Here is a 19,198-nt window from a genome sequence, read left to right on the forward strand (position 1 = left end):
TGTGTCTACCCCGCAACCTGTGGGAGCGGGCTTGCCCCGCGAAGGGGCCGCATCGCGGCCCCTTTCACTCAAGGCGCGGGGTTCGGCTGCTCCTGATGCGCCGCCTCGATCGCCGCCAGCAGCTCGTCGCTCAGGTTCAGCTCCAGGCTCTTGAGGTTGCTCTGCAGTTGCACCAGGTCGGTCGCGCCAATGATGTTGCTGGTCACGAACGGCTGCCGCGTCACGAACGCCAGGGCCATTTGCGCCGGGTCCAGTCCATGGTCGCGAGCGAGCTGCACGTAGCGGCTGCAGGCCGCCACGGTCTGCGGGTTGGAATAGCGGGCAAAGCGGGTGAACAGGGTCAGGCGTGCGTTCGCCGGGCGGGCGCCGTTTACGTACTTGCCCGACAGCATGCCGAACGCCAGTGGCGAATAGGCCAAGAGGCCGCACTGCTCGCGAATCGCCACTTCCGCCAGACCCACCTCGAAGCTGCGGTTGAGCAGGTTGTACGGGTTCTGGATCGATACCGCCCGCGGCCAGCCGCGGCTTTCTGCCAGTTGCAGGAACTTCATGGTGCCCCAGGGCGTTTCGTTGGACAGGCCGATGTGGCGGATCTTGCCCGCACGCACCTGCTCGTCGAGCACTTCGAGGGTCTCTTCCAGGGGCGTGAACAGGTCGTTGGCCAGGTGCTGGTAGCCCAGCTTGCCGAAGAAGTTGGTGCTGCGCTCCGGCCAGTGCAACTGGTACAGGTCGATGCGGTCGGTGTGCAGGCGCTTGAGGCTCTCGTCCAGTGCGGCGACGATGTGCGCGCGGTTGTGCTTGAGCTGGCCGTCGCGGATATGGCTGATGCCGTTGCCGGGGCCTGCGACCTTGCTGGCGAGGATCCAGTCGTCGCGGTCACCCTGCTGGCGGAACCAGTTGCCAATGATGCGCTCGGTAGCGGCATAGGTCTCCGGGCGGGGAGGCACCGGGTACATTTCGGCGGTGTCGATGAAGTTGATGCCGCTGGCCTTGGCCATTGCGATCTGGGCAAAGGCCTCGGCCTGGTCGTTCTGCTCGCCCCAGGTCATGGTGCCCAGGCACAGGGCGCTGACATCCAGGTCGGTACGGCCGAGCTTGCGGTATTCCATCGGGAAGGCACTCCTTGGGCAAAGAAGCCCATAAAAGCAGGTTGAAATTTTTCGTGCAATCTGGATAATTCGGCCCCTCTCCGTGTGGAGGAAGTGATGCACCACCACGCAGGAAGAACCCCGTCGAACATTGGCGTGCCCGACCCGAGCCCCCAATAGCGTCTGTGTTCGGCTGCGCGCTTGCCCTTGGCAAGGTGTGCACTATCCAGTAAGATTCGCCGTCTATTTTTCGCTGGGCGGCCTCTGAGGCTTTAGAGAATGAAAACTTTTACTGCTAAACCGGAAACAGTAAAGCGCGAGTGGTTCGTAGTCGACGCCGCTGGTCAGACCCTGGGTCGTCTGGCTACCGAAATCGCTAGCCGTCTGCGTGGCAAACACAAACCAGAATACACCCCTCACGTTGACACCGGCGACTACATCGTCGTCATCAACGCCGAGCAGATCCGTGTGACTGGCGCCAAGTCTTCCGACAAGATGTACTACTCCCACTCCGGCTTCCCAGGTGGCATCAAGGAAATCAACTTCGAGAAGTTGATCGCCAAAGCCCCTGAGCGTGTTATCGAAACCGCGGTCAAAGGCATGCTGCCGAAGAACCCGCTGGGTCGCGACATGTACCGTAAGCTGAAAGTGTACGCGGGTGCTGCTCACCCACACACTGCTCAGCAGCCTCAAGAACTGAAGATCTAACGGGATAGTTCATTATGTCGGCGACTCAAAATTACGGCACTGGCCGTCGCAAGACCGCAACCGCTCGCGTTTTCCTGCGTCCGGGTACTGGTAACATCTCCATCAACAACCGTTCTCTGGACGTGTTCTTCGGTCGCGAAACCGCTCGCATGGTTGTTCGTCAGCCGCTGGAGCTCACCGAGACCGTTGAGAAATTCGACATCTACGTCACCGTTTCCGGTGGTGGTGTCAGCGGTCAAGCCGGTGCGATCCGTCACGGTATCACCCGCGCTCTGATGGAATACGACGAAACCCTGCGTGGCGCTCTGCGTCGTGCTGGCTACGTCACCCGCGACGCTCGTGAAGTTGAGCGTAAGAAAGTGGGTCTGCGTAAAGCGCGTAAGCGTCCTCAGTACTCCAAGCGTTAATACCGCTTCGGCAGTCGAAAAAAGCCCGGTTCTTTGGAACCGGGCTTTTTTTATGTCTTGAACTAACCTGTCAGCATGTCCGTGGCGACTTGGCGCATAGACGCAGATCAAGCAAAGCGAGGGTTACAGCCTGCAGTGGGGGTAATCACCTTGTCAGTGTGTGGTTTTGTTTCTTACCATGGCGACCAAATTTTAGTGCCACAGACATTACCTAAGTACAGGCCTGATCCAACAGGCCAAAGCAAGCTGATGGGAGAGGACTGAATGAGCAATGACGGCGTCAACGCAGGCCGGCGCCGCTTCCTCGTAGCCGCGACATCCGTGGTCGGGGCAGCGGGGGCAGTGGGGGCTGCGGTACCGTTCGTGGGGTCATGGTTTCCCAGTGCCAAGGCGAAAGCGGCCGGCGCACCGGTGAAGGTCAATATTGCCAAGGTCGAACCTGGACAGCAGATGGTCGCCGAGTGGCGCGGTCAGCCGGTGTTCATCGTACGGCGAACGGAAGAGATCCTCGGAAACCTCAAGAAAATCACCGGGGAATTGTCCGACCCGGAGTCGAAGGCCTCGGTGCAGCCGGAGTATGTCGATCCCCAGGTGCGATCGATCAAGCCGGAAATCCTGATTCTCGTTGGCCTGTGTACCCACCTCGGTTGCTCGCCGACTTTCCGTCCGGAAGTCGCGCCCGCGGACCTTGGTCCCAAATGGGTGGGCGGCTATTTCTGCCCGTGCCATGGCTCCCATTACGACCTGGCTGGCCGGGTCTACAAGTCGCAGCCAGCACCTCTCAACCTGCCAGTGCCGCCGCACTCTTACGAGTCGGATGACCTCGTCGTCATCGGCGTCGACCAGGAGAAAGCATGATGAGCAAGTTCATGGACTGGATTGATGCTCGCTTCCCCGCCACCAAGATGTGGGAAGACCACCTGAGCAAGTATTACGCGCCCAAGAACTTCAACTTCCTGTATTTCTTCGGCTCCCTGGCCTTGCTGGTGCTGGTCAACCAGATCGTCACCGGCGTGTGGCTGACCATGAGCTTCACGCCCTCGGCGGAAGAGGCCTTCGCCTCGGTCGAGTACATCATGCGTGACGTGGAGTACGGCTGGATCCTGCGTTACCTGCACTCCACAGGTGCCTCGGCGTTCTTCATCGTGGTCTACCTGCACATGTTCCGCGGGCTGCTCTACGGCTCCTACCAGAAGCCACGCGAGCTGGTCTGGTTGTTCGGCATGCTGATCTACCTGGCGTTGATGGCCGAGGCGTTCATGGGCTATCTGCTGCCGTGGGGCCAGATGTCGTACTGGGGTGCCCAGGTCATCATCTCGCTGTTCGGTGCCATTCCGGTGATCGGCGGTGACCTGACCCAGTGGATCCGCGGTGACTACCTGATCTCGGGCATTACCCTGAACCGCTTCTTCGCCTTGCATGTGGTGGCCCTGCCGATCGTGATTCTCGGTCTGGTGGTCCTGCACATCCTGGCGCTGCACGAAGTGGGTTCGAACAACCCCGATGGTGTCGACATCAAGAAGAAAAAGGACGAGAACGGCATCCCGCTGGACGGCATTCCGTTCCACCCGTACTACACCGTGAAAGACATCGTCGGCGTGGTGGTGTTCCTCTTCGTGTTCTGCGCCGTGGTGTTCTTCTTCCCGGAAATGGGCGGTTACTTCCTGGAAAAACCCAACTTCGAGCAGGCTAACGCGTTCAAGACGCCTGAGCATATTGCGCCGGTCTGGTACTTCACCCCGTTCTACGCGATCTTGCGCGCGGTACCCGACAAGTTGTTCGGTGTCATCGCCATGGGTGCTGCAATCGCCGTGCTGTTCGTCCTGCCCTGGCTCGACCGTAGCCCTGTGCGCTCGATGCGCTACAAGGGCTGGATCAGCAAGGTCTTCCTGCTGGTGTTCTGTGTGGCCTTCGTGATCCTCGGCGTGCTCGGCGTGCTGGCACCGACACCAGGGCGTACCTTGCTGTCGCAGGTGTGCACGGTGCTGTACTTCGCCTACTTCCTGCTGATGCCGTTCTACACAAGGCTCGAGAAGACCAAACCGGTTCCGGAAAGGGTGACTGGCTGATGAAAAAGTTGATCGCAGTATTTTTGCTGGCAGTGATGCCTGCCTTTTCCTTCGCTGCCGAACATGGCCTGGAGCTGGACAAGGTCGATATCGACCTGACCGACAAGGCCGCCATGCAGGATGGCGCGCGGACCTTCGCCAACTATTGCATGGGCTGCCACAGCGCCAAGTTCCAGCGTTACGAGCGTGTTGCCGACGACCTGGGTATCCCCCATGAGCTGATGCTGGAAAAGCTGGTGTTCACCGGTGCCAAGATCGGTGACCACATGAACATCGGCATGAAGCCGAACGATGCCAAGACCTGGTTCGGTGCCGCGCCGCCCGACCTGACCCTGGTAGCTCGCGTGCGCGGTACCGACTGGCTGTACACCTACCTGCGCAGCTTCTACGAGGACAAGTCGCGGCCGTACGGGGTGAACAACAAGGTGTTCCCGAACGTCGGCATGCCCAACGTGCTGGTCGGCCTGCAAGGCAACCAGGTGATTGGTTGCAAGCAGGTGCAGACGGAGGTTGATGGCAAGAAGCAATTCGACCCATTGACGGGCAGTCCGCTTACCCACGAAGCCTGTGACCAGCTGACCATCACGCCGAAATCCGGTACCCTGACCACCGAGCAGTTCGACGAGAAGGTCAAGAACCTGGTGACCTTCCTGGCCTATTCGGCCAACCCGGTCAAACTGGAAAGTCAGCGCATTGGTACTTATGTGTTGCTGTACCTGGCTTTCTTCTTCGTGTTCGCCTACTTGCTCAAGCGCGAATACTGGAAGGACGTGCATTGATCACGCAGTAGTTTCTGGTTGTTGAACGCGCCCGGGGCGGCCTGGCAATTTTGCCAGGCCGCCCCGGGCGCGTTTTCATTTACAGTTTCACGAGTATCCCTTGCGAGGAGGCGCTACATGGGCGCAACCAACCGGTTAGCCTGCTACTCCGGCCCTGCCGATCATTATTCTCATCGAGTCCGCCTGGTGCTCGCCGAGAAGGGCGTCAGCGTGCAGGTCATCGACGTCGATCTCGCCCGTCTTCCGCCGAAGCTGGTGGAGGTCAACCCTTACGGCAGTGTGCCGACGCTGGTCGATCGTGACCTGGCGTTGTATGAATCGACCGTGGTGATGGAATACCTCGAGGAGCGTTATCCGCATCCGCCTCTGTTGCCGGTGTACCCCGTTGCACGGGGCAACAGTCGCTTGCTGATGCATCGCATCCAGCGCGACTGGTGTGCTTTGGCTGATACCCTACTCGACGCCCGCAGCAGCGATGCTGCTCGTGTCGAAGCGCGCAAGGCGCTGCGCGAAAGCCTGACCGGGGTTTCACCCTTGTTCGGCGAATTCGCCTGCTTCATGAGCGATGAGCAAAGCCTGGTCGATTGTTGTCTACTGCCCATACTCTGGCGTTTGCCGGTAATGGGTATCGAATTGCCGCGGCAAGCCAAGCCGCTGCTGGAATACATGGAGCGACAGTTTGCCCGCGAGCCATTCCAGGCGAGCTTGTCCTCCGTAGAACGTGAAATGCGCAAGCTTTAAGGAGCCGTTGATGAACTCCAGTCGCCCCTACCTGGTTCGAGCGCTGTACGAGTGGATCGTCGACAACGATTGCACCCCCCATATGCTGGTCAATGCCGAATACCCGGCTGTCCAGGTGCCGCAAGGCTTCGCCAGTGACGGCCAGATCGTCCTGAACATTTCCCCCAGTGCCGTGCGCAACCTGCACATGGACAACGAAGCCGTGAGCTTCGAGGGGCGCTTCAGTGGCGTGGCTCATTCGTTGTTCGTGCCGGTCGAGGCCATTCTCGGGATTTACGCCCGTGAAAATGGCCAAGGCATGGTCTTCGAGTTGGAACCGCCGCTAATGGATGGCGACGAACTGGAAGATGAAGGTGTCGAGCCTGATGACGATGGTCCGCCAGAAGGGGGTGGGCAGCCACCGCGACCGACTGGTCGGCCAAGCCTGAAGGTGGTCAAGTAACAAAAAAAGGCGATCCATGTGGATCGCCTTTTTCATGCGCGCCTGGAATTACAGGTCGCTGATGGTGCGCACCTGGTCTTTGTTGATGCGGGTGCGTTTGCCGTCGAGCTGTTGGAACTCGTAGAAGCCTGTGGACTTCTGATATTTCGGCGCGTCGGTAGACTGGAACTCACGCCCGTCGTTGAGGGTGATCAGGCTAGGGGTGGAGCAGCCAGTCAGCGTGGCGAAGGCGCCAATCAGCAGGGTAGGCAGCAGAAGCTTTTTCATGCGGTGTTTCCTGGATTTCTGAAAGGTGAGGCTTTGTGCTTGTTCATGCTGGCCTCATCGCCGGCTTGCCGGCGATGAGGCCCGAGCAGGCAACTGAATCAGTCGATGTACTCGAACAGTTTGACGATCTTCTGCACCCCGGACACGCCCTGTACCACGGCGGTCGCCGAGTTGGCCTCCTGCTGGGTCACCAGGCCGAGCAGGTAGACGATACCGTTCTCGGTAATGACCTTGATCCGCGAGCTGGGCACGCTATTGTCGCCCAGCATCTGCGTCTTGATCTTGGTGGTCAGCCAGGCGTCGTTGTTGCGTGCCAGGATGGAGGAGGGGGGCATCACCTGCAGCTCGTTGTGTACTTTCTTGACCCGTTGTACCTGGCTGGCGGTCTGCTCGGCCAGGCTCTTGAGGTCAGCGCGCGGGGTTTGCCCGGCGAGCAGCACGATACCGTTGTAGCTGCTGACGACGATGTGCGAACCCCTGTCCAGGTCAGGGCTGGCTTTGGCAATGTTGACCTCCGCCTTGGTTTCGATCATCGAATCGTCGATCTTGCTACCGATGGTGCGTGTGCCGCGATCGTCCTCGATCGGCGAATTGCGGGCCGAGTTCAGTACCGAGCTGCAGCCGGTAACGCTCAGGCAAAAGGTCAGGGCCATCAGGCCGAGGCGCTTGGGGATCATTCTTCACTCCCGAACAGTTGGCTGTCGATCAGATCGCACAGGCAATGGATCGCCAGCAGGTGGACTTCTTGAATACGCGCAGTGACTGTCGAAGGTACGCGGATCTCCACGTCCTCGGGCAGTAGCAGCGAGGCCATGCCGCCACCGTCTCGTCCAGTCAATGCTACGACAATCATTTCTCGATCATGTGCCGCCTGGATCGCTTGAATCACGTTGGCGGAGTTGCCGCTGGTCGAAATGGCCAGCAGTACGTCGCCGGGCTGGCCCAGGGCGCGGATCTGCTTGGAAAAGATTTCGTTGTAGCTGTAGTCGTTGGCGATGGAGGTGAGCGTCGAGCTGTCGGTGGTCAAGGCAATGGCCGGCAGGCTCGGGCGCTCGCGCTCGAAGCGGTTGAGCAGCTCCGAAGAGAAGTGTTGGGCATCGCCAGCCGAGCCGCCGTTGCCGCAGGCGAGCATCTTGCCCTCGTTGAGCAGCGCATTGACCATGACCAGGCTGGCCTGCTCGATGTGCGGTGCCAGGATGTCCATTGCCTGTTGCTTGGTGTCGATGCTGGCCTGGAACAGCCGGCGAATTCGGGATTGCATGTCCATCTGGTGACCTTAAGTGGGGCGGTGGCCTTTGCTACGCGCAACAGGGACCAGCCCGCGAAACATAGAGCAAGAAAATTGGAGTGGGTTCAGCATTCGAAGGCGTTTTTCAGCCATTGAAACGGTAGGCCTGCATGATGGCTTCCCTGCAGGGCGACAACGTCAAAACGGCAAGGGTGATTGGCCCAGCGGGACTCCTTCTGCAGGAACGCGCTGGCGGCAAGCACCAGTCGTTTCTGCTTGCGCCCGTCGATACTGCCGAGGGCGCCGCCAAAGCCCGCATGCAACCGGTAGCGGACTTCGACGAATACTACTGTATCGGCGTCGAGCATGACCAGATCAAGCTCGCCACCTTTGCATCGCCAATTGCGCGTCAGCAGTTGCAGGCCTTGCCCTTGAAGGTGCTCAAGGGCTTGCTGTTCGGCGGCCTGGCCGGCGCTGGTCGATGAGGCGTCTGGCATCAGCGGGCGGTGTCCGGCAGGCGCTTGACCTGGCCACCCGAGAATTCGGCCCATGGCAGCTGGCGTTCGATGCGCTGGTTGGCATTCATGCTCAGGTTGCCGGAGAGGCCTTGTACGCGGTTGTCCGGCAATGCCTTCAGTTGACCCAGGCGTGGTGCCAGGCTGTAGGCATCGACGCCCATGGCATACAGACGCCCCAGGCTGCCGGCGGCTTGCGGCCATTGCTGAACCACTTGCTGGCGCAGGCTGTTGCTGGTGTCGAGCAGCCACGGGGTTTCGCAGAAGCGGATGCCGTTCATGTCGTTGTACTGGTTCACGTCACCGCTGGCGCTGTACAGGTTCGAGGTGGCGTAGACCGGCACATCGCCGGCGTACTGGAAATTCAGGGTTGGCTTGATCTGCTGTGCCTGTTGCGGGGTCGAGGCCAGGAAGATGAAGTCGATATCCTGGCGACGCGACGGCTGTGCGGCGATGCTGCCGCCAACGGTGCTCTGCAGGCTCTGTGCGCGGCTTTCGCTCTGGCGCAGCTGGAACAGGTTGGCGATCTGCTGGGCCAGGGCTACCGGCTGTGCAATGCGCTCGGCGGCAATGATGGTGCCGCCGTGGCCTTCCCAGTCCTGGCGGAAGGCGGCCAGTACACGGTCACCCCATTCGCCGCTGGGTACCAGTGCCACTGCGCGAACCATGCCATCGGCGCGGGCGCGACGGGACACTTCGCGGGCTTCGTCCTCGGCAGCGAGGCCGAACTGGAACAGCTGAGGCGGGGCCTTCTGACCGGCGTCGGCATAGTTCAGGGCGAGGGTGGTGATAGGCAGTTGCGCATTGGCGGCGAGTTTTTTCACCAGCGGCTTTTCCAGCGGCCCGACCACCAGTTGCACGCCGTCGGCCTGGGCCTGGCGGTAGAAGTCGTCGATCGAGCCGATGCGCGAGCTGTCGTAGACCTGTACGGCCGGTGCCTGTTGGCCAGCCTGCTGGGCCTGGAAGTGCGCGGCCATGAAGCCGTCACGCAGGGCACGGGCAACCCCGGCCAGCGGGCCTTCCTGGGGCAGCAGCAAGCCGATTTTGGTCAGTGGCTGGCTCGCCAGCTCCTTGAGTTTGGTCAGGGCCAATGGCAGCTGCATGGCGGCCGGGTGCTCCGGGTGCTGCTTGCGCCAGGTGTCGATGGCGGCTTGTTGCTGCTCCAGGGTTCCGGCGCTTTTCACGGCCAGGGCCAGGCTGGTCCAACCTGCCAGGGTTTCGTTGCCGGTAGGCTGCTGCAGTTGTTCCGCAGGCAGCGAGGCGACCAGCGCCCAGATCGCATCATTGTTGGCGCTGGCGGCCTGGCCGCTGAGCAGCGGGGTCAGCAGCACGCGCTGCTGGGCGGCGGCCAGCGTCTGGCCATCGGCTTCCAGTGCAGCGGCTTGCACGCTGTAGGTGCGCACTTGCTGTGCTTCCGGCAGTTCGGCGATGTGCTGCAGGCTAGGGTGCGACAGTGCAGTCAGGGCTGCCTTGGGCTGGTTGCGGCTCATCGCCAGCTCGGCGCCGAGGGTGGCGGCGAAGATTTGCTGGGCGGGCTTGAGCGTGTCCATCGGCACCTGCTCGAGAATGCGTGCGGCGCGCGGGTAGTCCTTCTGCTTGTAGGCCAGGTCGGCAGCGCTCAGGCGCAGCAGGGCGGCGTCTTCCGCAGACTTGCTGGTGGCCGCTTTCTCGAGCAGTTGCTCGATGCTGGCATCCGGCGTGCGTGGCAGTTCGCCCAGGCTGGATGAGGGCGAGCTGGCGCAGGCTGCCAGCAGGGCGGCGAGGCAGAGGGCTGTGAACAGCCGCAGGCAAGCGATCATGTAAAGGTCCTGTTACTCGATCAAGTTGGCCGGCAATTGTACCCAAGCGCTGGCCCGGGCGCGATGTTGCTGTATGCCGAACCTTCACTATAGGTGCCTCGGCGCAGGTCGTCGGCGAAGTTCTTTGCGCCCTGTTGCCGGCGCTCGGGCTACAATGGCGCCTTTGATCCGAAAGGCAGGTGTGCGCAGTGACTGATGTGGCAGGGGCTTCGAAATCCACCGTGGGGACGCTGTATGTGGTCGCTACCCCCATCGGCAACCTTGACGACATGAGTGCCAGGGCATTGAAAGTGCTGGCCGATGTCGCCTTGATCGCCGCCGAGGACACCCGGCACTCGATCCGCCTGCTGCAGCATTTCGGTATCGAGACCCCCTTGGCGGCCTGCCACGAACACAACGAGCGCGACGAAGGCGGGCGCTTCATCGGCAAGTTGCTTGCGGGTGAAGATGTGGCGCTGGTCTCCGACGCCGGCACGCCGCTGATCTCCGATCCGGGCTACCACCTGGTGCGCCAGGCCCGTAAAGCCGGCGTCAGGGTGGTGCCGGTGCCAGGTGCCTGTGCGCTGATCGCCGCACTGTCTGCTGCGGGCATGCCTTCGGACCGCTTCATCTTCGAAGGCTTCCTGCCGGCCAAGGCGGCCGGCCGTCGTGCGCGCCTGGAGCAGGTAAAGGAGGAGCCGCGCACGTTGATCTTCTACGAGGCGCCTCACCGTATCCTCGAGTGCCTTGAAGACATGGAGCTGGTGTTCGGTGCTGAGCGCCCGGCACTGCTTGCCCGTGAACTGACCAAGACCTTCGAAACCCTCAAGGGTCTGCCGCTGGGTGAGCTGCGTGCATTCGTCGCAGGCGACAGTAACCAGCAGCGTGGCGAGTGCGTGGTGCTGGTCGGTGGCTGGAGTGCGCCGGAGGGCGAGGAGGGGATCAGCACCGAAGCGCAGCGCGTGCTGGACCTGCTGCTGGCGGAATTGCCGCTCAAGCGCGCGGCTGCGCTGGCGGCCGAAATTACTGGGGTGCGCAAGAACCTGTTGTATCAATTGGCTTTGGAAAAGCAGAAAGCCCAGTAGTGGCTATTTGATATAATTAACGCTATAGCTTGTTCTTGTGCGCGCCTGCCGTTAATCTTGGCGGCGGAGAGTCGATCGGACAGTCGCTGCCTTCTTTTGTTCCGCAAAGGAAGGGGGAGGAAAGTCCGGGCTCCATAGGGCAGAGTGCCAGGTAACGCCTGGGAGGCGCGAGCCTACGGAAAGTGCCACAGAAAATAACCGCCTAAGCACTTCGGTGCCGGTAAGGGTGAAAAGGTGCGGTAAGAGCGCACCGCGCGACTGGCAACAGTTCGTGGCTAGGTAAACCCCACTCGGAGCAAGACCAAATAGGGTTCCATTAGGCGTGGCCCGCGTCGGAACCGGGTAGGTTGCTAGAGGCGTCCAGTGATGGCCGTCGTAGAGGAATGACTGTCCTCGACAAAACCCGGCTTACAGATCGACTCTCCACCTTTCCCTCCTGCTCAATCGGTAGCAGATCTCTCTTGGTAAGACCAAAAAAATCTTACTCTTGATAAATCACTTTAACTTCGAACGGCATTCGTTTGAGTGGGTTTGATTTTTCACGTTTTTTTCTTCCCCTGATACGCCTTCCCTCTTCCTCAATCGCGCTAAATCTCGGTCCTGTAAGGGTTTTCCTTATGAACGTGCCTTGACGGTGCTGCGGGCGGATTCCTATAGTGTGCGCAAGTGGCAGAAAGTGGGATGAAGTGGGTTTTCTGGCACAAAAAAGCTAACATTGTGGGGAATCGCAGCCGTGTTCCGCGGAGCCAACGCCGTCAGCCTCGATGCAAAGGGCCGTCTCGCAATGCCGAGTCGGTACCGTGACGAGCTCGATTCGCGTTGCAATGGTCAGCTGATCGTGACCATTGACGCCGTTGATCCCTGCTTGTGTGTCTATCCCCTCGATGAGTGGGAACAGATTGAAGCCAAGTTGCGTGCCTTGCCGTCGTTGCGTGAGGAAAACCGCCGCCTGCAGCGTTTGCTGATCGGTAATGCGGTTGACCTGGAGCTCGATGGCAGTGGTCGTTTCCTGGTACCGCCCCGTCTGCGTGAGCACGCCAAGCTGGACAAGAAGGCGATGCTGGTGGGGCAGCTGAACAAATTCCAGCTGTGGGATGAGGATGCCTGGAACCTGGTTTCGGCAGCCGACCTTGCAGCTATCCAACAACCGGGCGCTGTGCCCGACGATTTGCGTGACCTGATCCTGTGACTATAGATAGCGGCTTCAACCACATTACCGTCCTGCTCGACGAAGCTGTCGAGGCATTGGCCCTGCGCGCCGACGGTTGCTATCTGGACGGCACCTTCGGGCGTGGCGGACATAGCCGCCTGATCCTCAGCAAACTCGGGCCGCAAGGCCGGCTGCTGGGCTTCGACAAGGATCCTCAAGCGATTGCCACCGGGCAAGCGCTGGCGGCCGAAGACGGCCGCTTTGTCATTGTGCAGCGCAGCTTTGCCGAGCTGGGCGCCGAAGTGGCTGAGCGCGGCTTGGATGGCAAGGTCAGCGGTATCCTGCTCGACCTGGGGGTTTCCTCGCCACAGCTGGATGACCCCGAGCGCGGCTTCAGCTTCCTCAATGACGGTCCGCTGGACATGCGCATGAACCCTGAGCAGGGCATCAGCGCCGCCGAATTCATTGCCACCGCGCCTGTGGAAGAAATCGCCCGCGTATTCAAGGAATACGGTGAAGAGCGTTTTGCCGGGCGCATGGCGCGTGCCGTGGTCGAGCGTCGCGAAAAGCAGCCGTTCACCCGTACCGCCGACCTGGCCGAAGTGCTCAAGGTTGCCAACCCGGCCTGGGAAAAGGGCAAGAACCCTGCCACCCGCGCCTTCCAGGGCCTGCGCATCCACGTCAACAACGAACTGGGTGACCTCGAAACCGGCCTTGAGGCGGCGCTCGATGCCCTGGAAGTCGGCGGCCGCCTCGCGGTCATCAGCTTCCACTCGCTCGAAGACCGCATCGTCAAGCTGTTCATGCGCAAGCTGGTCAAGGGCGAGGCCGATAACCTGCCGCGCAACCTGCCCGTGCAGCACAAGGTCTTCGAGCCGAAGATCCGTCTGATCGGCAAGGCGCAGTTCGCCTCCGAGGCAGAGCTCAAAGCCAACCCGCGGTCGCGCAGCGCCGTCATGCGGGTGGCGGAGAAGCTTCGGTGAGCCGGCTGTTTGCCAAACCTTTGCCAGGCGGAAGCTTCCTGATGCTTCTGCTGTTTGTCGCTGTGCTCGTTTCGGCCATTGCTGTGTCCTACAGCGCGCATTGGAATCGCCAGCTGCTCAATACCCTTTACGGTGAGTTGAGCGAGCGTGACAAGGCCCAGGCCGAGTGGGGGCGCCTGATTCTCGAGCAAAGCACCTGGACCGCCGCCAGCCGTATCGAGAGCCTGGCCTCCGAGCAGCTGCAGATGCGCGTGCCGGCAGCGGACGAAGTGCGGATGGTGGCGCCATGATGAAGCTCGAAGGCGCACTCTACCCGTGGCGCTTCCGCGTCGTGATCGGATTGCTGGCCCTGATGGTCGGTGCCATCGCCTGGCGCATCATCGACTTGCAGGTGGTCGACCGCGACTTCCTCAAGGGTCAGGGTGATGCTCGCAGCCTGCGCCACATTCCGATTCCGGCGCACCGTGGCCTGGTTACCGATCGCAACGGTGAGCCTCTGGCCGTCAGTACCCCGGTCACTACCCTGTGGGCCAACCCCAAGGAAATGCAGGCGTCCAAGGAGCGCTGGCCGCAGCTGGCCGCCGCCCTGGGGCAGAACGCCCAGCAACTGACCGAGCGCCTGACGCAGCAGGCCAGCAAGGAATTCATCTACCTGGTCCGCGGCCTGACCCCGGAGCAGGGCCAGCATGTGCTCGACCTGAAAGTGCCTGGTGTATACGGCCTGGAAGAATTCCGCCGCTTCTACCCGGCCGGTGATGTCACCGCACACATGGTCGGGTTCACCGATCTCGACGACCACGGTCGTGAAGGGGTGGAGCTCGCCTACGACGAATGGCTGGCCGGCGTGCCCGGCAAGCGGCAAGTGATCAAGGACCGGCGTGGCCGGCTGATCAAGGACATCCAGGTTACCAAGAACGCCAAGGCCGGTAAGACCTTGGCGTTGTCCATCGACCTGCGCCTGCAATACCTGGCCACCCGCGAGCTGCGCAACGCCATCGCCGAACAGGATGCCAAAGCCGGCAGCCTGGTGATCATGGACGTCAAGACCGGTGAAGTGCTGGCCATGGTCAACCAGCCGACCTACAACCCGAACAACCGTCGCAGCATGTTCCCGGCGGCCATGCGCAACCGGGCCATCATCGACGTGTTCGAGCCGGGCTCCACGGTCAAGCCGATCACCATGAGTGCCGCCCTGCAGAGCGGGCGCTGGAAGCCCACCGACAAGGTCGAGGTGTACCCCGGCACCCTGCAGATCGGCCGCTACACCATCAGGGACGTGTCCAGGAGCGAAGGCCCGATCCTCGATCTGACCGGTATTCTGATCAACTCCAGTAACGTAGGCATGAGCAAGATCGCCTTCGATATCGGTGGCGAGGCCATCTACCGGGTCATGTCCCAGGTTGGCCTGGGTCAATACACAGGCCTGGGCTTCCCGGGCGAGCGCGTTGGTAACCTGCCCAACCACCGGGAATGGCGCAAGGCTGAAACCGCGACCCTGTCCTACGGCTACGGTGTATCGGTTACCGCCCTGCAGTTGGTGCACGCCTACGCGGCGCTGGCCAACGACGGCAAGATGGTGCCGCTGTCGATCCTCAAGGTCGACAAAGCGCCAGAGGCTGTGCAGGCGATCCCCAAGGAAACCGCCGAAACCGTTCAGAGCATGCTGCAGCAGGTGATCGAAGCGCCTCGCGGTGTGTTCCGCGCCCAGGTGCCGTTCTATCACGTGGCTGGCAAGTCCGGTACCGCGCGTAAAGCCACCGTCGGTTCCAAGGGCTACACCGAAAACGCCTACCGCTCGCTGTTCGCCGGGTTCGGTCCGATGAGCGACCCGCGCTACGCCATCGTCGTTGTCATCGACGAGCCGAGCAAGGGCGGTTACTTCGGTGGCCTGGTCTCGGCGCCGGTGTTCAGCAAGGTCATGTCGGGCACCCTGCGCCTGATGAACGTGCCGCCAGACAACCTGCCGCCGCCAGTCGTGCAGCAACAAGTGAATGCAGTACCCGCCAAGGGAGGGCGTGGATGATGACAATGCCATTGAGCAAGCTTTTCGCCCACGCCAGCCGCGATCCCTTGATCCGCGAACTGACTCTGGATAGCCGCGCCGTGCGGCCGGGTGACCTGTTCCTGGCCGTGCCGGGGGCCAAGGTCGATGGCCGTGACCATATCGCTGACGCCCTGGCCCGTGGTGCAGCAGCCGTTGCCTATGAAGAGCAGGGCGCCAGCGTGCTGCCCATCACGGATGCGCCGCTGATTCCGGTCAAGGGGCTGATCTCGCAACTTTCCCGAATCGCCGGCAGTTTTTATGGTGAGCCGAGCCGCCAGCTGAACCTGGTCGGCGTGACCGGCACCAACGGCAAGACCAGCGTCACCCAGCTGGTGGCTCAGGCGCTCGACGCGCTTGGCCAGCGTTGCGGCCTGATCGGCACCCTGGGAACGGGCTTCTATGGCGAGCTGCAGAGCGGCCGCTTGACCACACCTGACCCCATTGCGGTGCAGTCGACCCTGTACGACCTGAAAAAGGGTGGCGCCAAGGCCGTGGCCATGGAGGTTTCGTCCCATGCCCTGGAGCAGGGGCGCGTCGCCGCGCTGGAATTCGATATCGCGGTGATGACCAACCTGTCCCGCGACCACCTCGACTACCACGGCAGCATGGAGGCCTATGCGGCCGCCAAGGCGAAGCTGTTTGCCTGGCCGAGCCTGCGCTGCCAGGTGGTCAATCTTGATGACGAATTCGGTCGCCGCCTGGCCGAAGACTTTGCCCGTCGCCCAAGTGCCGATCATGTCGAGACCCGGCTGCTCAGCTACAGCCTGGAAAACCCGGACGCATCCTTGTACTGCCGTGAAGCCAGTTTCGATGACGATGGCGTGCGCGCCGTCCTCGTTACCGCCCAGGGTGAGCGCACCTTGCGCAGCCAGCTGCTAGGCCGCTTCAACCTGAGCAACATGCTCGCAGCCGTGGCAACGCTGCTGGCCCTGGATTATTCGCTGGATGAAATCCTCAGGGTCACGCCGCAGCTTCAAGGGCCGGTAGGCCGCATGCAGCGCCTGGGCGGCGGAAAAAAACCGCTCGTGGTGGTCGACTACGCCCACACGCCCGACGCGCTGGAAAAGGTCCTCGAAGCCCTGCGCCCGCACGCTCATGGCCAGTTGCTGTGCCTGTTCGGTTGCGGCGGCGACCGCGATCGCGGCAAGCGTCCGCTGATGGCCCAGGTGGCCGAGCGTCTGGCCGATCGCGTGCTGGTCACCGACGACAACCCGCGTACCGAAGACCCCCAAGGCATCTTCGCGGATATCCGCCCTGGTTTCGCCAAGCCTGCCGACGTCGATTTCGTCGCCGGCCGCGGCCAGGCCATTGCACACCTTATTGCTTCTGCCGCGGCTGACGATGTGATCGTCCTGGCCGGCAAGGGGCACGAGGATTACCAGGAGATCAATGGCGAACGCCATGATTTCTCCGATCTGGTCGAAGCCGAGAAGGCACTTGCAGCCTGGGAGGCTCCACATGCTTAAACCCATGACACTCAGCCAGCTGACAACGGCACTGAGTGCTCGTCAGGTCGGCGCCGACGTCAACTTCACCGGCGTCAGTATCGACAGCCGCAGTGTTGCCGCCGGGCAGCTGTTCGTTGCCCTGGCTGGCCCACGGTTCGATGGCCACGATTACCTGGCCGATGTAAAAGGCAAAGGCGCCGTAGCCGCGCTGGTCGAGCGCGAAGTTGCCGACGTCGATCTGCCGCAACTGGTGGTTGCCGATTGCCGCCTGGCCCTCGGCCAGCTTGGTGCCTTGAACCGCGCCGCCTTTGACAAGCATGTCGTCGCCATCACCGGTTCCAGCGGCAAGACCACGGTCAAGGAAATGCTCGCCAGCATCCTGCGTACCCGCGGTCTGGTGCATGCGACCCGTGGCAACTTGAACAACGACCTTGGTGCGCCACTGACCCTCCTGGAAATCGCCCCGGAGCACAGCGCCGCAGTGATCGAGCTGGGCGCTTCGCGCATCGGCGAGATTCGCTACACCGTCGGCCTGACCCAGCCGCAGGTGGTCATCATCAATAACGCCGGTACCGCCCATGTTGGCGAGTTCGGTGGCCCGGAGAAGATCGTCGAGGCCAAGGGCGAAATCCTCGAAGGGTTGGGAGAGGGCGGCATGGCCATCCTCAATCTGGACGACAAGGCCTTTGCAATCTGGAAGGCACGTGCCGCTACGCACAAGGTCATCAGTTTCGCCCGCAATGACGTGCGCGCCGATTTCTACGCCACCCATATTGGCCGCGATGCGCGGGGTTGCCCGTCGTTCACGCTGCATGGCGCCGGAGAATCGGTGGATGTCCAGCTCAACGTACTGGGTGAGCACAACGTCAGCAACGCATTGGCCGCCGCTGCCGCTGCCCATGCCGTTGGTCTGAGCCTGAGCGGCATCGCTGCCGGCCTGAACGCCGTGCAACCGGTCAAGGGCCGCACCGTGGCGCAGATTGCGGCCAATGGCGTGCGAGTAATCGACGACAGCTACAACGCAAATCCCACCTCGATGTGCGCGGCCATTGATATACTCGCCGGCTTTTCCGGGCGCACCGTTCTGGTGCTGGGTGATATCGGCGAGCTGGGCCAGTGGGCGGAAGAAGGCCACCGTCAGGTGGGTGATTACGCACGCGGCAAGGTCGACGCCCTGTACGCAGTGGGCAGCAACATGACACACGCGGTCAAAGCGTTCGGCACCAATGGCCGCCATTTCGCGACACAAGCTGAGTTGATCGAAGCCGTTCAGGCCGAGACTGCCAGCGACACCACTATCTTGATCAAGGGCTCGCGCAGCGCTGCGATGGAAAACGTCGTGGCGGCATTGTGCGGTGCCAGCGGGGAGAAACATTAATGCTGCTGCTGTTGGCTGAGTATCTGCAACAGTTCCATAAAGGCTTCGCGGTCTTCCAGTACCTGTCCCTGCGCGGGATTCTCGGTGTACTGACCGCGTTGTCACTGGCGCTGTGGCTGGGCCCGTGGATGATCCGTACCCTGCAGATCCGCCAGATCGGTCAGGCCGTCCGTAACGACGGCCCGCAATCGCACCTGTCCAAATCCGGCACCCCCACCATGGGCGGTGCCTTGATCCTGTCCGCCATCGGTGTCAGTACCCTGCTGTGGGCCGACCTGAGCAACCGCTATGTCTGGGTCGTACTGATCGTCACCCTGTTGTTCGGTGCCATTGGCTGGGTCGATGACTACCGCAAGGTGATCGAAAAGAACTCGCGTGGCCTGCCCAGCCGCTGGAAGTATTTCTGGCAGTCGGTCTTCGGCCTGGGCGCTGCCGTGTTCCTCTACATGACTGCGCCGACCAGCGTCGAGACCACCCTGATCGTGCCGTTCCTCAAGGACGTCACCATTCCGCTGGGTGTCGGCTTCGTCGTTCTCACCTATTTCGTGATCGTCGGTTCGAGCAACGCGGTCAACCTGACCGATGGCCTCGATGGCCTGGCGATCATGCCGACGGTGATGGTCGGCGGCGCCCTGGGCATCTTCTGCTACCTGTCGGGCAACGTGAAATTTGCCGAATACCTGCTGATTCCCTACGTGCCGGGTTCGGGCGAGCTGATCGTGTTCTGCGGCGCGCTGATCGGCGCGGGCCTGGGCTTCCTGTGGTTCAACACTTACCCGGCCCAGGTGTTCATGGGTGACGTCGGTGCGCTGGCACTGGGCGCCGCGCTGGGCACCATCGCGGTGATCGTGCGTCAGGAAATCGTCCTGTTCATCATGGGCGGCATCTTCGTTGTGGAAACACTGTCGGTGGTGATTCAGGTCGCCTCCTTCAAGTTGACCGGCAAGCGCGTGTTCCGCATGGCGCCGATCCATCACCACTTTGAACTCAAGGGTTGGCCCGAGCCACGCGTGATCGTCCGTTTCTGGATCATCACCGTGACCCTGGTGCTGATCGGCCTTGCAACCCTGAAACTGAGGTAGACGAGC

Annotated in this window: 21 protein-coding genes and 1 other RNA gene; 16 read left to right on the top strand and 6 right to left on the bottom strand. The window is 61.7% G+C overall.

Going from position 1 to position 19,198, the window contains the following annotated elements:
- Positions 1-68: 68 nt before the first annotated feature.
- Positions 69-1,109, bottom strand: coding sequence for an NADP(H)-dependent aldo-keto reductase (locus tag ACIPZG_RS13270; RefSeq protein WP_400714305.1), 1,041 nt, complete (start codon positions 1,107-1,109; stop codon positions 69-71).
- 258 nt (positions 1,110-1,367) lie between these two features.
- On the opposite strand from ACIPZG_RS13270, the gene rplM reads away from it, so the two are divergent.
- The 7 genes from rplM (at position 1,368) to ACIPZG_RS13305 (ending at position 6,234) form a co-directional block, all read left to right on the top strand.
- Complete coding sequence (rplM, locus tag ACIPZG_RS13275) at positions 1,368-1,796, top strand: 50S ribosomal protein L13 (protein WP_008097538.1); 429 nt, start codon at positions 1,368-1,370, stop codon at positions 1,794-1,796.
- Between the two features lie 14 nt (positions 1,797-1,810).
- Positions 1,811-2,203 (top strand): 30S ribosomal protein S9, encoded by a 393-nt coding sequence (rpsI, locus tag ACIPZG_RS13280; RefSeq protein WP_003260797.1) that lies wholly within the window; start codon positions 1,811-1,813, stop codon positions 2,201-2,203.
- A gap of 264 nt (positions 2,204-2,467) precedes the next feature.
- On the top strand, positions 2,468-3,061 hold the full coding sequence (petA, locus tag ACIPZG_RS13285) for a ubiquinol-cytochrome c reductase iron-sulfur subunit (RefSeq protein WP_400714312.1): 594 nt from the start codon (positions 2,468-2,470) through the stop codon (positions 3,059-3,061).
- On the top strand, positions 3,061-4,272 hold the full coding sequence (locus tag ACIPZG_RS13290) for a cytochrome bc complex cytochrome b subunit (protein WP_043273975.1): 1,212 nt from the start codon (positions 3,061-3,063) through the stop codon (positions 4,270-4,272). The genes petA and ACIPZG_RS13290 overlap by 1 nt, the downstream gene beginning before the upstream one ends.
- A complete protein-coding gene (locus ACIPZG_RS13295; RefSeq protein ID WP_008097547.1) occupies positions 4,272-5,051 on the top strand; it encodes a cytochrome c1 in 780 nt (259 codons plus the stop codon). The genes ACIPZG_RS13290 and ACIPZG_RS13295 overlap by 1 nt, the downstream gene beginning before the upstream one ends.
- 117 nt (positions 5,052-5,168) lie before the next feature.
- Positions 5,169-5,792 carry a glutathione S-transferase N-terminal domain-containing protein gene (locus tag ACIPZG_RS13300; RefSeq protein WP_400640548.1) on the top strand — a complete coding sequence of 208 codons (624 nt, stop codon included), beginning with the start codon at positions 5,169-5,171 and terminating at the stop codon, positions 5,790-5,792.
- A 10-nt stretch (positions 5,793-5,802) separates the two neighbouring features.
- On the top strand, positions 5,803-6,234 hold the full coding sequence (locus ACIPZG_RS13305; protein ID WP_008097550.1) for a ClpXP protease specificity-enhancing factor: 432 nt from the start codon (positions 5,803-5,805) through the stop codon (positions 6,232-6,234).
- 48 nt (positions 6,235-6,282) lie between these two features.
- Here ACIPZG_RS13305 and ACIPZG_RS13310 read toward each other — a convergent pair whose 3' ends face one another.
- From ACIPZG_RS13310 to ACIPZG_RS13330, 5 genes are all read right to left on the bottom strand, one after another.
- Positions 6,283-6,501, bottom strand: coding sequence for a YgdI/YgdR family lipoprotein (locus ACIPZG_RS13310; RefSeq protein ID WP_008097552.1), 219 nt, complete (start codon positions 6,499-6,501; stop codon positions 6,283-6,285).
- Between the two features lie 98 nt (positions 6,502-6,599).
- The gene (locus tag ACIPZG_RS13315) at positions 6,600-7,178 is read right to left on the bottom strand and encodes a BON domain-containing protein (RefSeq protein ID WP_400714315.1); all 579 of its coding nucleotides are present in this window, start codon (positions 7,176-7,178) and stop codon (positions 6,600-6,602) included.
- Positions 7,175-7,768 (bottom strand): phosphoheptose isomerase, encoded by a 594-nt coding sequence (locus tag ACIPZG_RS13320; RefSeq protein WP_008097558.1) that lies wholly within the window; start codon positions 7,766-7,768, stop codon positions 7,175-7,177. The genes ACIPZG_RS13315 and ACIPZG_RS13320 overlap by 4 nt, the downstream gene beginning before the upstream one ends.
- Before the next feature lie 86 nt (positions 7,769-7,854).
- Positions 7,855-8,226, bottom strand: a complete 372-nt coding sequence (locus ACIPZG_RS13325; RefSeq protein ID WP_081502559.1) for a YraN family protein — start codon at positions 8,224-8,226, stop codon at positions 7,855-7,857.
- Positions 8,226-10,043 (bottom strand): penicillin-binding protein activator, encoded by a 1,818-nt coding sequence (locus ACIPZG_RS13330; RefSeq protein WP_400714318.1) that lies wholly within the window; start codon positions 10,041-10,043, stop codon positions 8,226-8,228. Before ACIPZG_RS13330 ends, ACIPZG_RS13325 begins: the two co-directional genes overlap by 1 nt.
- A gap of 188 nt (positions 10,044-10,231) precedes the next feature.
- Here ACIPZG_RS13330 and rsmI point away from each other — a divergent pair, with 188 nt between their 5' ends.
- From rsmI to mraY, 9 genes are all read left to right on the top strand, one after another.
- Entirely contained in the window at positions 10,232-11,107 is an 876-nt protein-coding gene (gene rsmI / locus ACIPZG_RS13335; protein ID WP_400714321.1) for a 16S rRNA (cytidine(1402)-2'-O)-methyltransferase, read from the top strand.
- Between the two features lie 67 nt (positions 11,108-11,174).
- Positions 11,175-11,534: RNase P RNA component class A (gene rnpB / locus ACIPZG_RS13340), an RNA gene on the top strand.
- Positions 11,535-11,840: 306 nt separating this feature from the next.
- Positions 11,841-12,296 carry a division/cell wall cluster transcriptional repressor MraZ gene (gene mraZ, locus ACIPZG_RS13345; protein WP_008097568.1) on the top strand — a complete coding sequence of 152 codons (456 nt, stop codon included), beginning with the start codon at positions 11,841-11,843 and terminating at the stop codon, positions 12,294-12,296.
- Entirely contained in the window at positions 12,293-13,240 is a 948-nt protein-coding gene (rsmH, locus tag ACIPZG_RS13350; RefSeq protein ID WP_400714324.1) for a 16S rRNA (cytosine(1402)-N(4))-methyltransferase RsmH, read from the top strand. The genes mraZ and rsmH overlap by 4 nt, the downstream gene beginning before the upstream one ends.
- Entirely contained in the window at positions 13,237-13,530 is a 294-nt protein-coding gene (gene ftsL, locus ACIPZG_RS13355) for a cell division protein FtsL (protein WP_016395509.1), read from the top strand. The genes rsmH and ftsL overlap by 4 nt, the downstream gene beginning before the upstream one ends.
- Positions 13,530-15,263, top strand: coding sequence for a peptidoglycan D,D-transpeptidase FtsI family protein (locus ACIPZG_RS13360; RefSeq protein ID WP_400714814.1), 1,734 nt, complete (start codon positions 13,530-13,532; stop codon positions 15,261-15,263). The genes ftsL and ACIPZG_RS13360 overlap by 1 nt, the downstream gene beginning before the upstream one ends.
- Positions 15,263-16,750 (top strand): UDP-N-acetylmuramoyl-L-alanyl-D-glutamate--2,6-diaminopimelate ligase, encoded by a 1,488-nt coding sequence (locus tag ACIPZG_RS13365; RefSeq protein WP_400714817.1) that lies wholly within the window; start codon positions 15,263-15,265, stop codon positions 16,748-16,750. The genes ACIPZG_RS13360 and ACIPZG_RS13365 overlap by 1 nt, the downstream gene beginning before the upstream one ends.
- Positions 16,743-18,110, top strand: a complete 1,368-nt coding sequence (gene murF / locus ACIPZG_RS13370; protein WP_400714327.1) for a UDP-N-acetylmuramoyl-tripeptide--D-alanyl-D-alanine ligase — start codon at positions 16,743-16,745, stop codon at positions 18,108-18,110. Before ACIPZG_RS13365 ends, murF begins: the two co-directional genes overlap by 8 nt.
- Positions 18,110-19,192: a phospho-N-acetylmuramoyl-pentapeptide-transferase gene (mraY, locus tag ACIPZG_RS13375; protein ID WP_400714330.1), complete on the top strand. Its 1,083-nt coding sequence runs from the start codon at positions 18,110-18,112 to the stop codon at positions 19,190-19,192. Before murF ends, mraY begins: the two co-directional genes overlap by 1 nt.
- Positions 19,193-19,198 lie beyond the last annotated feature (6 nt).

Origin of the sequence: Pseudomonas sp. NPDC089395 (genome assembly GCF_044749525.1) — a bacterium.
Classification (GTDB): domain Bacteria; phylum Pseudomonadota; class Gammaproteobacteria; order Pseudomonadales; family Pseudomonadaceae; genus Aquipseudomonas.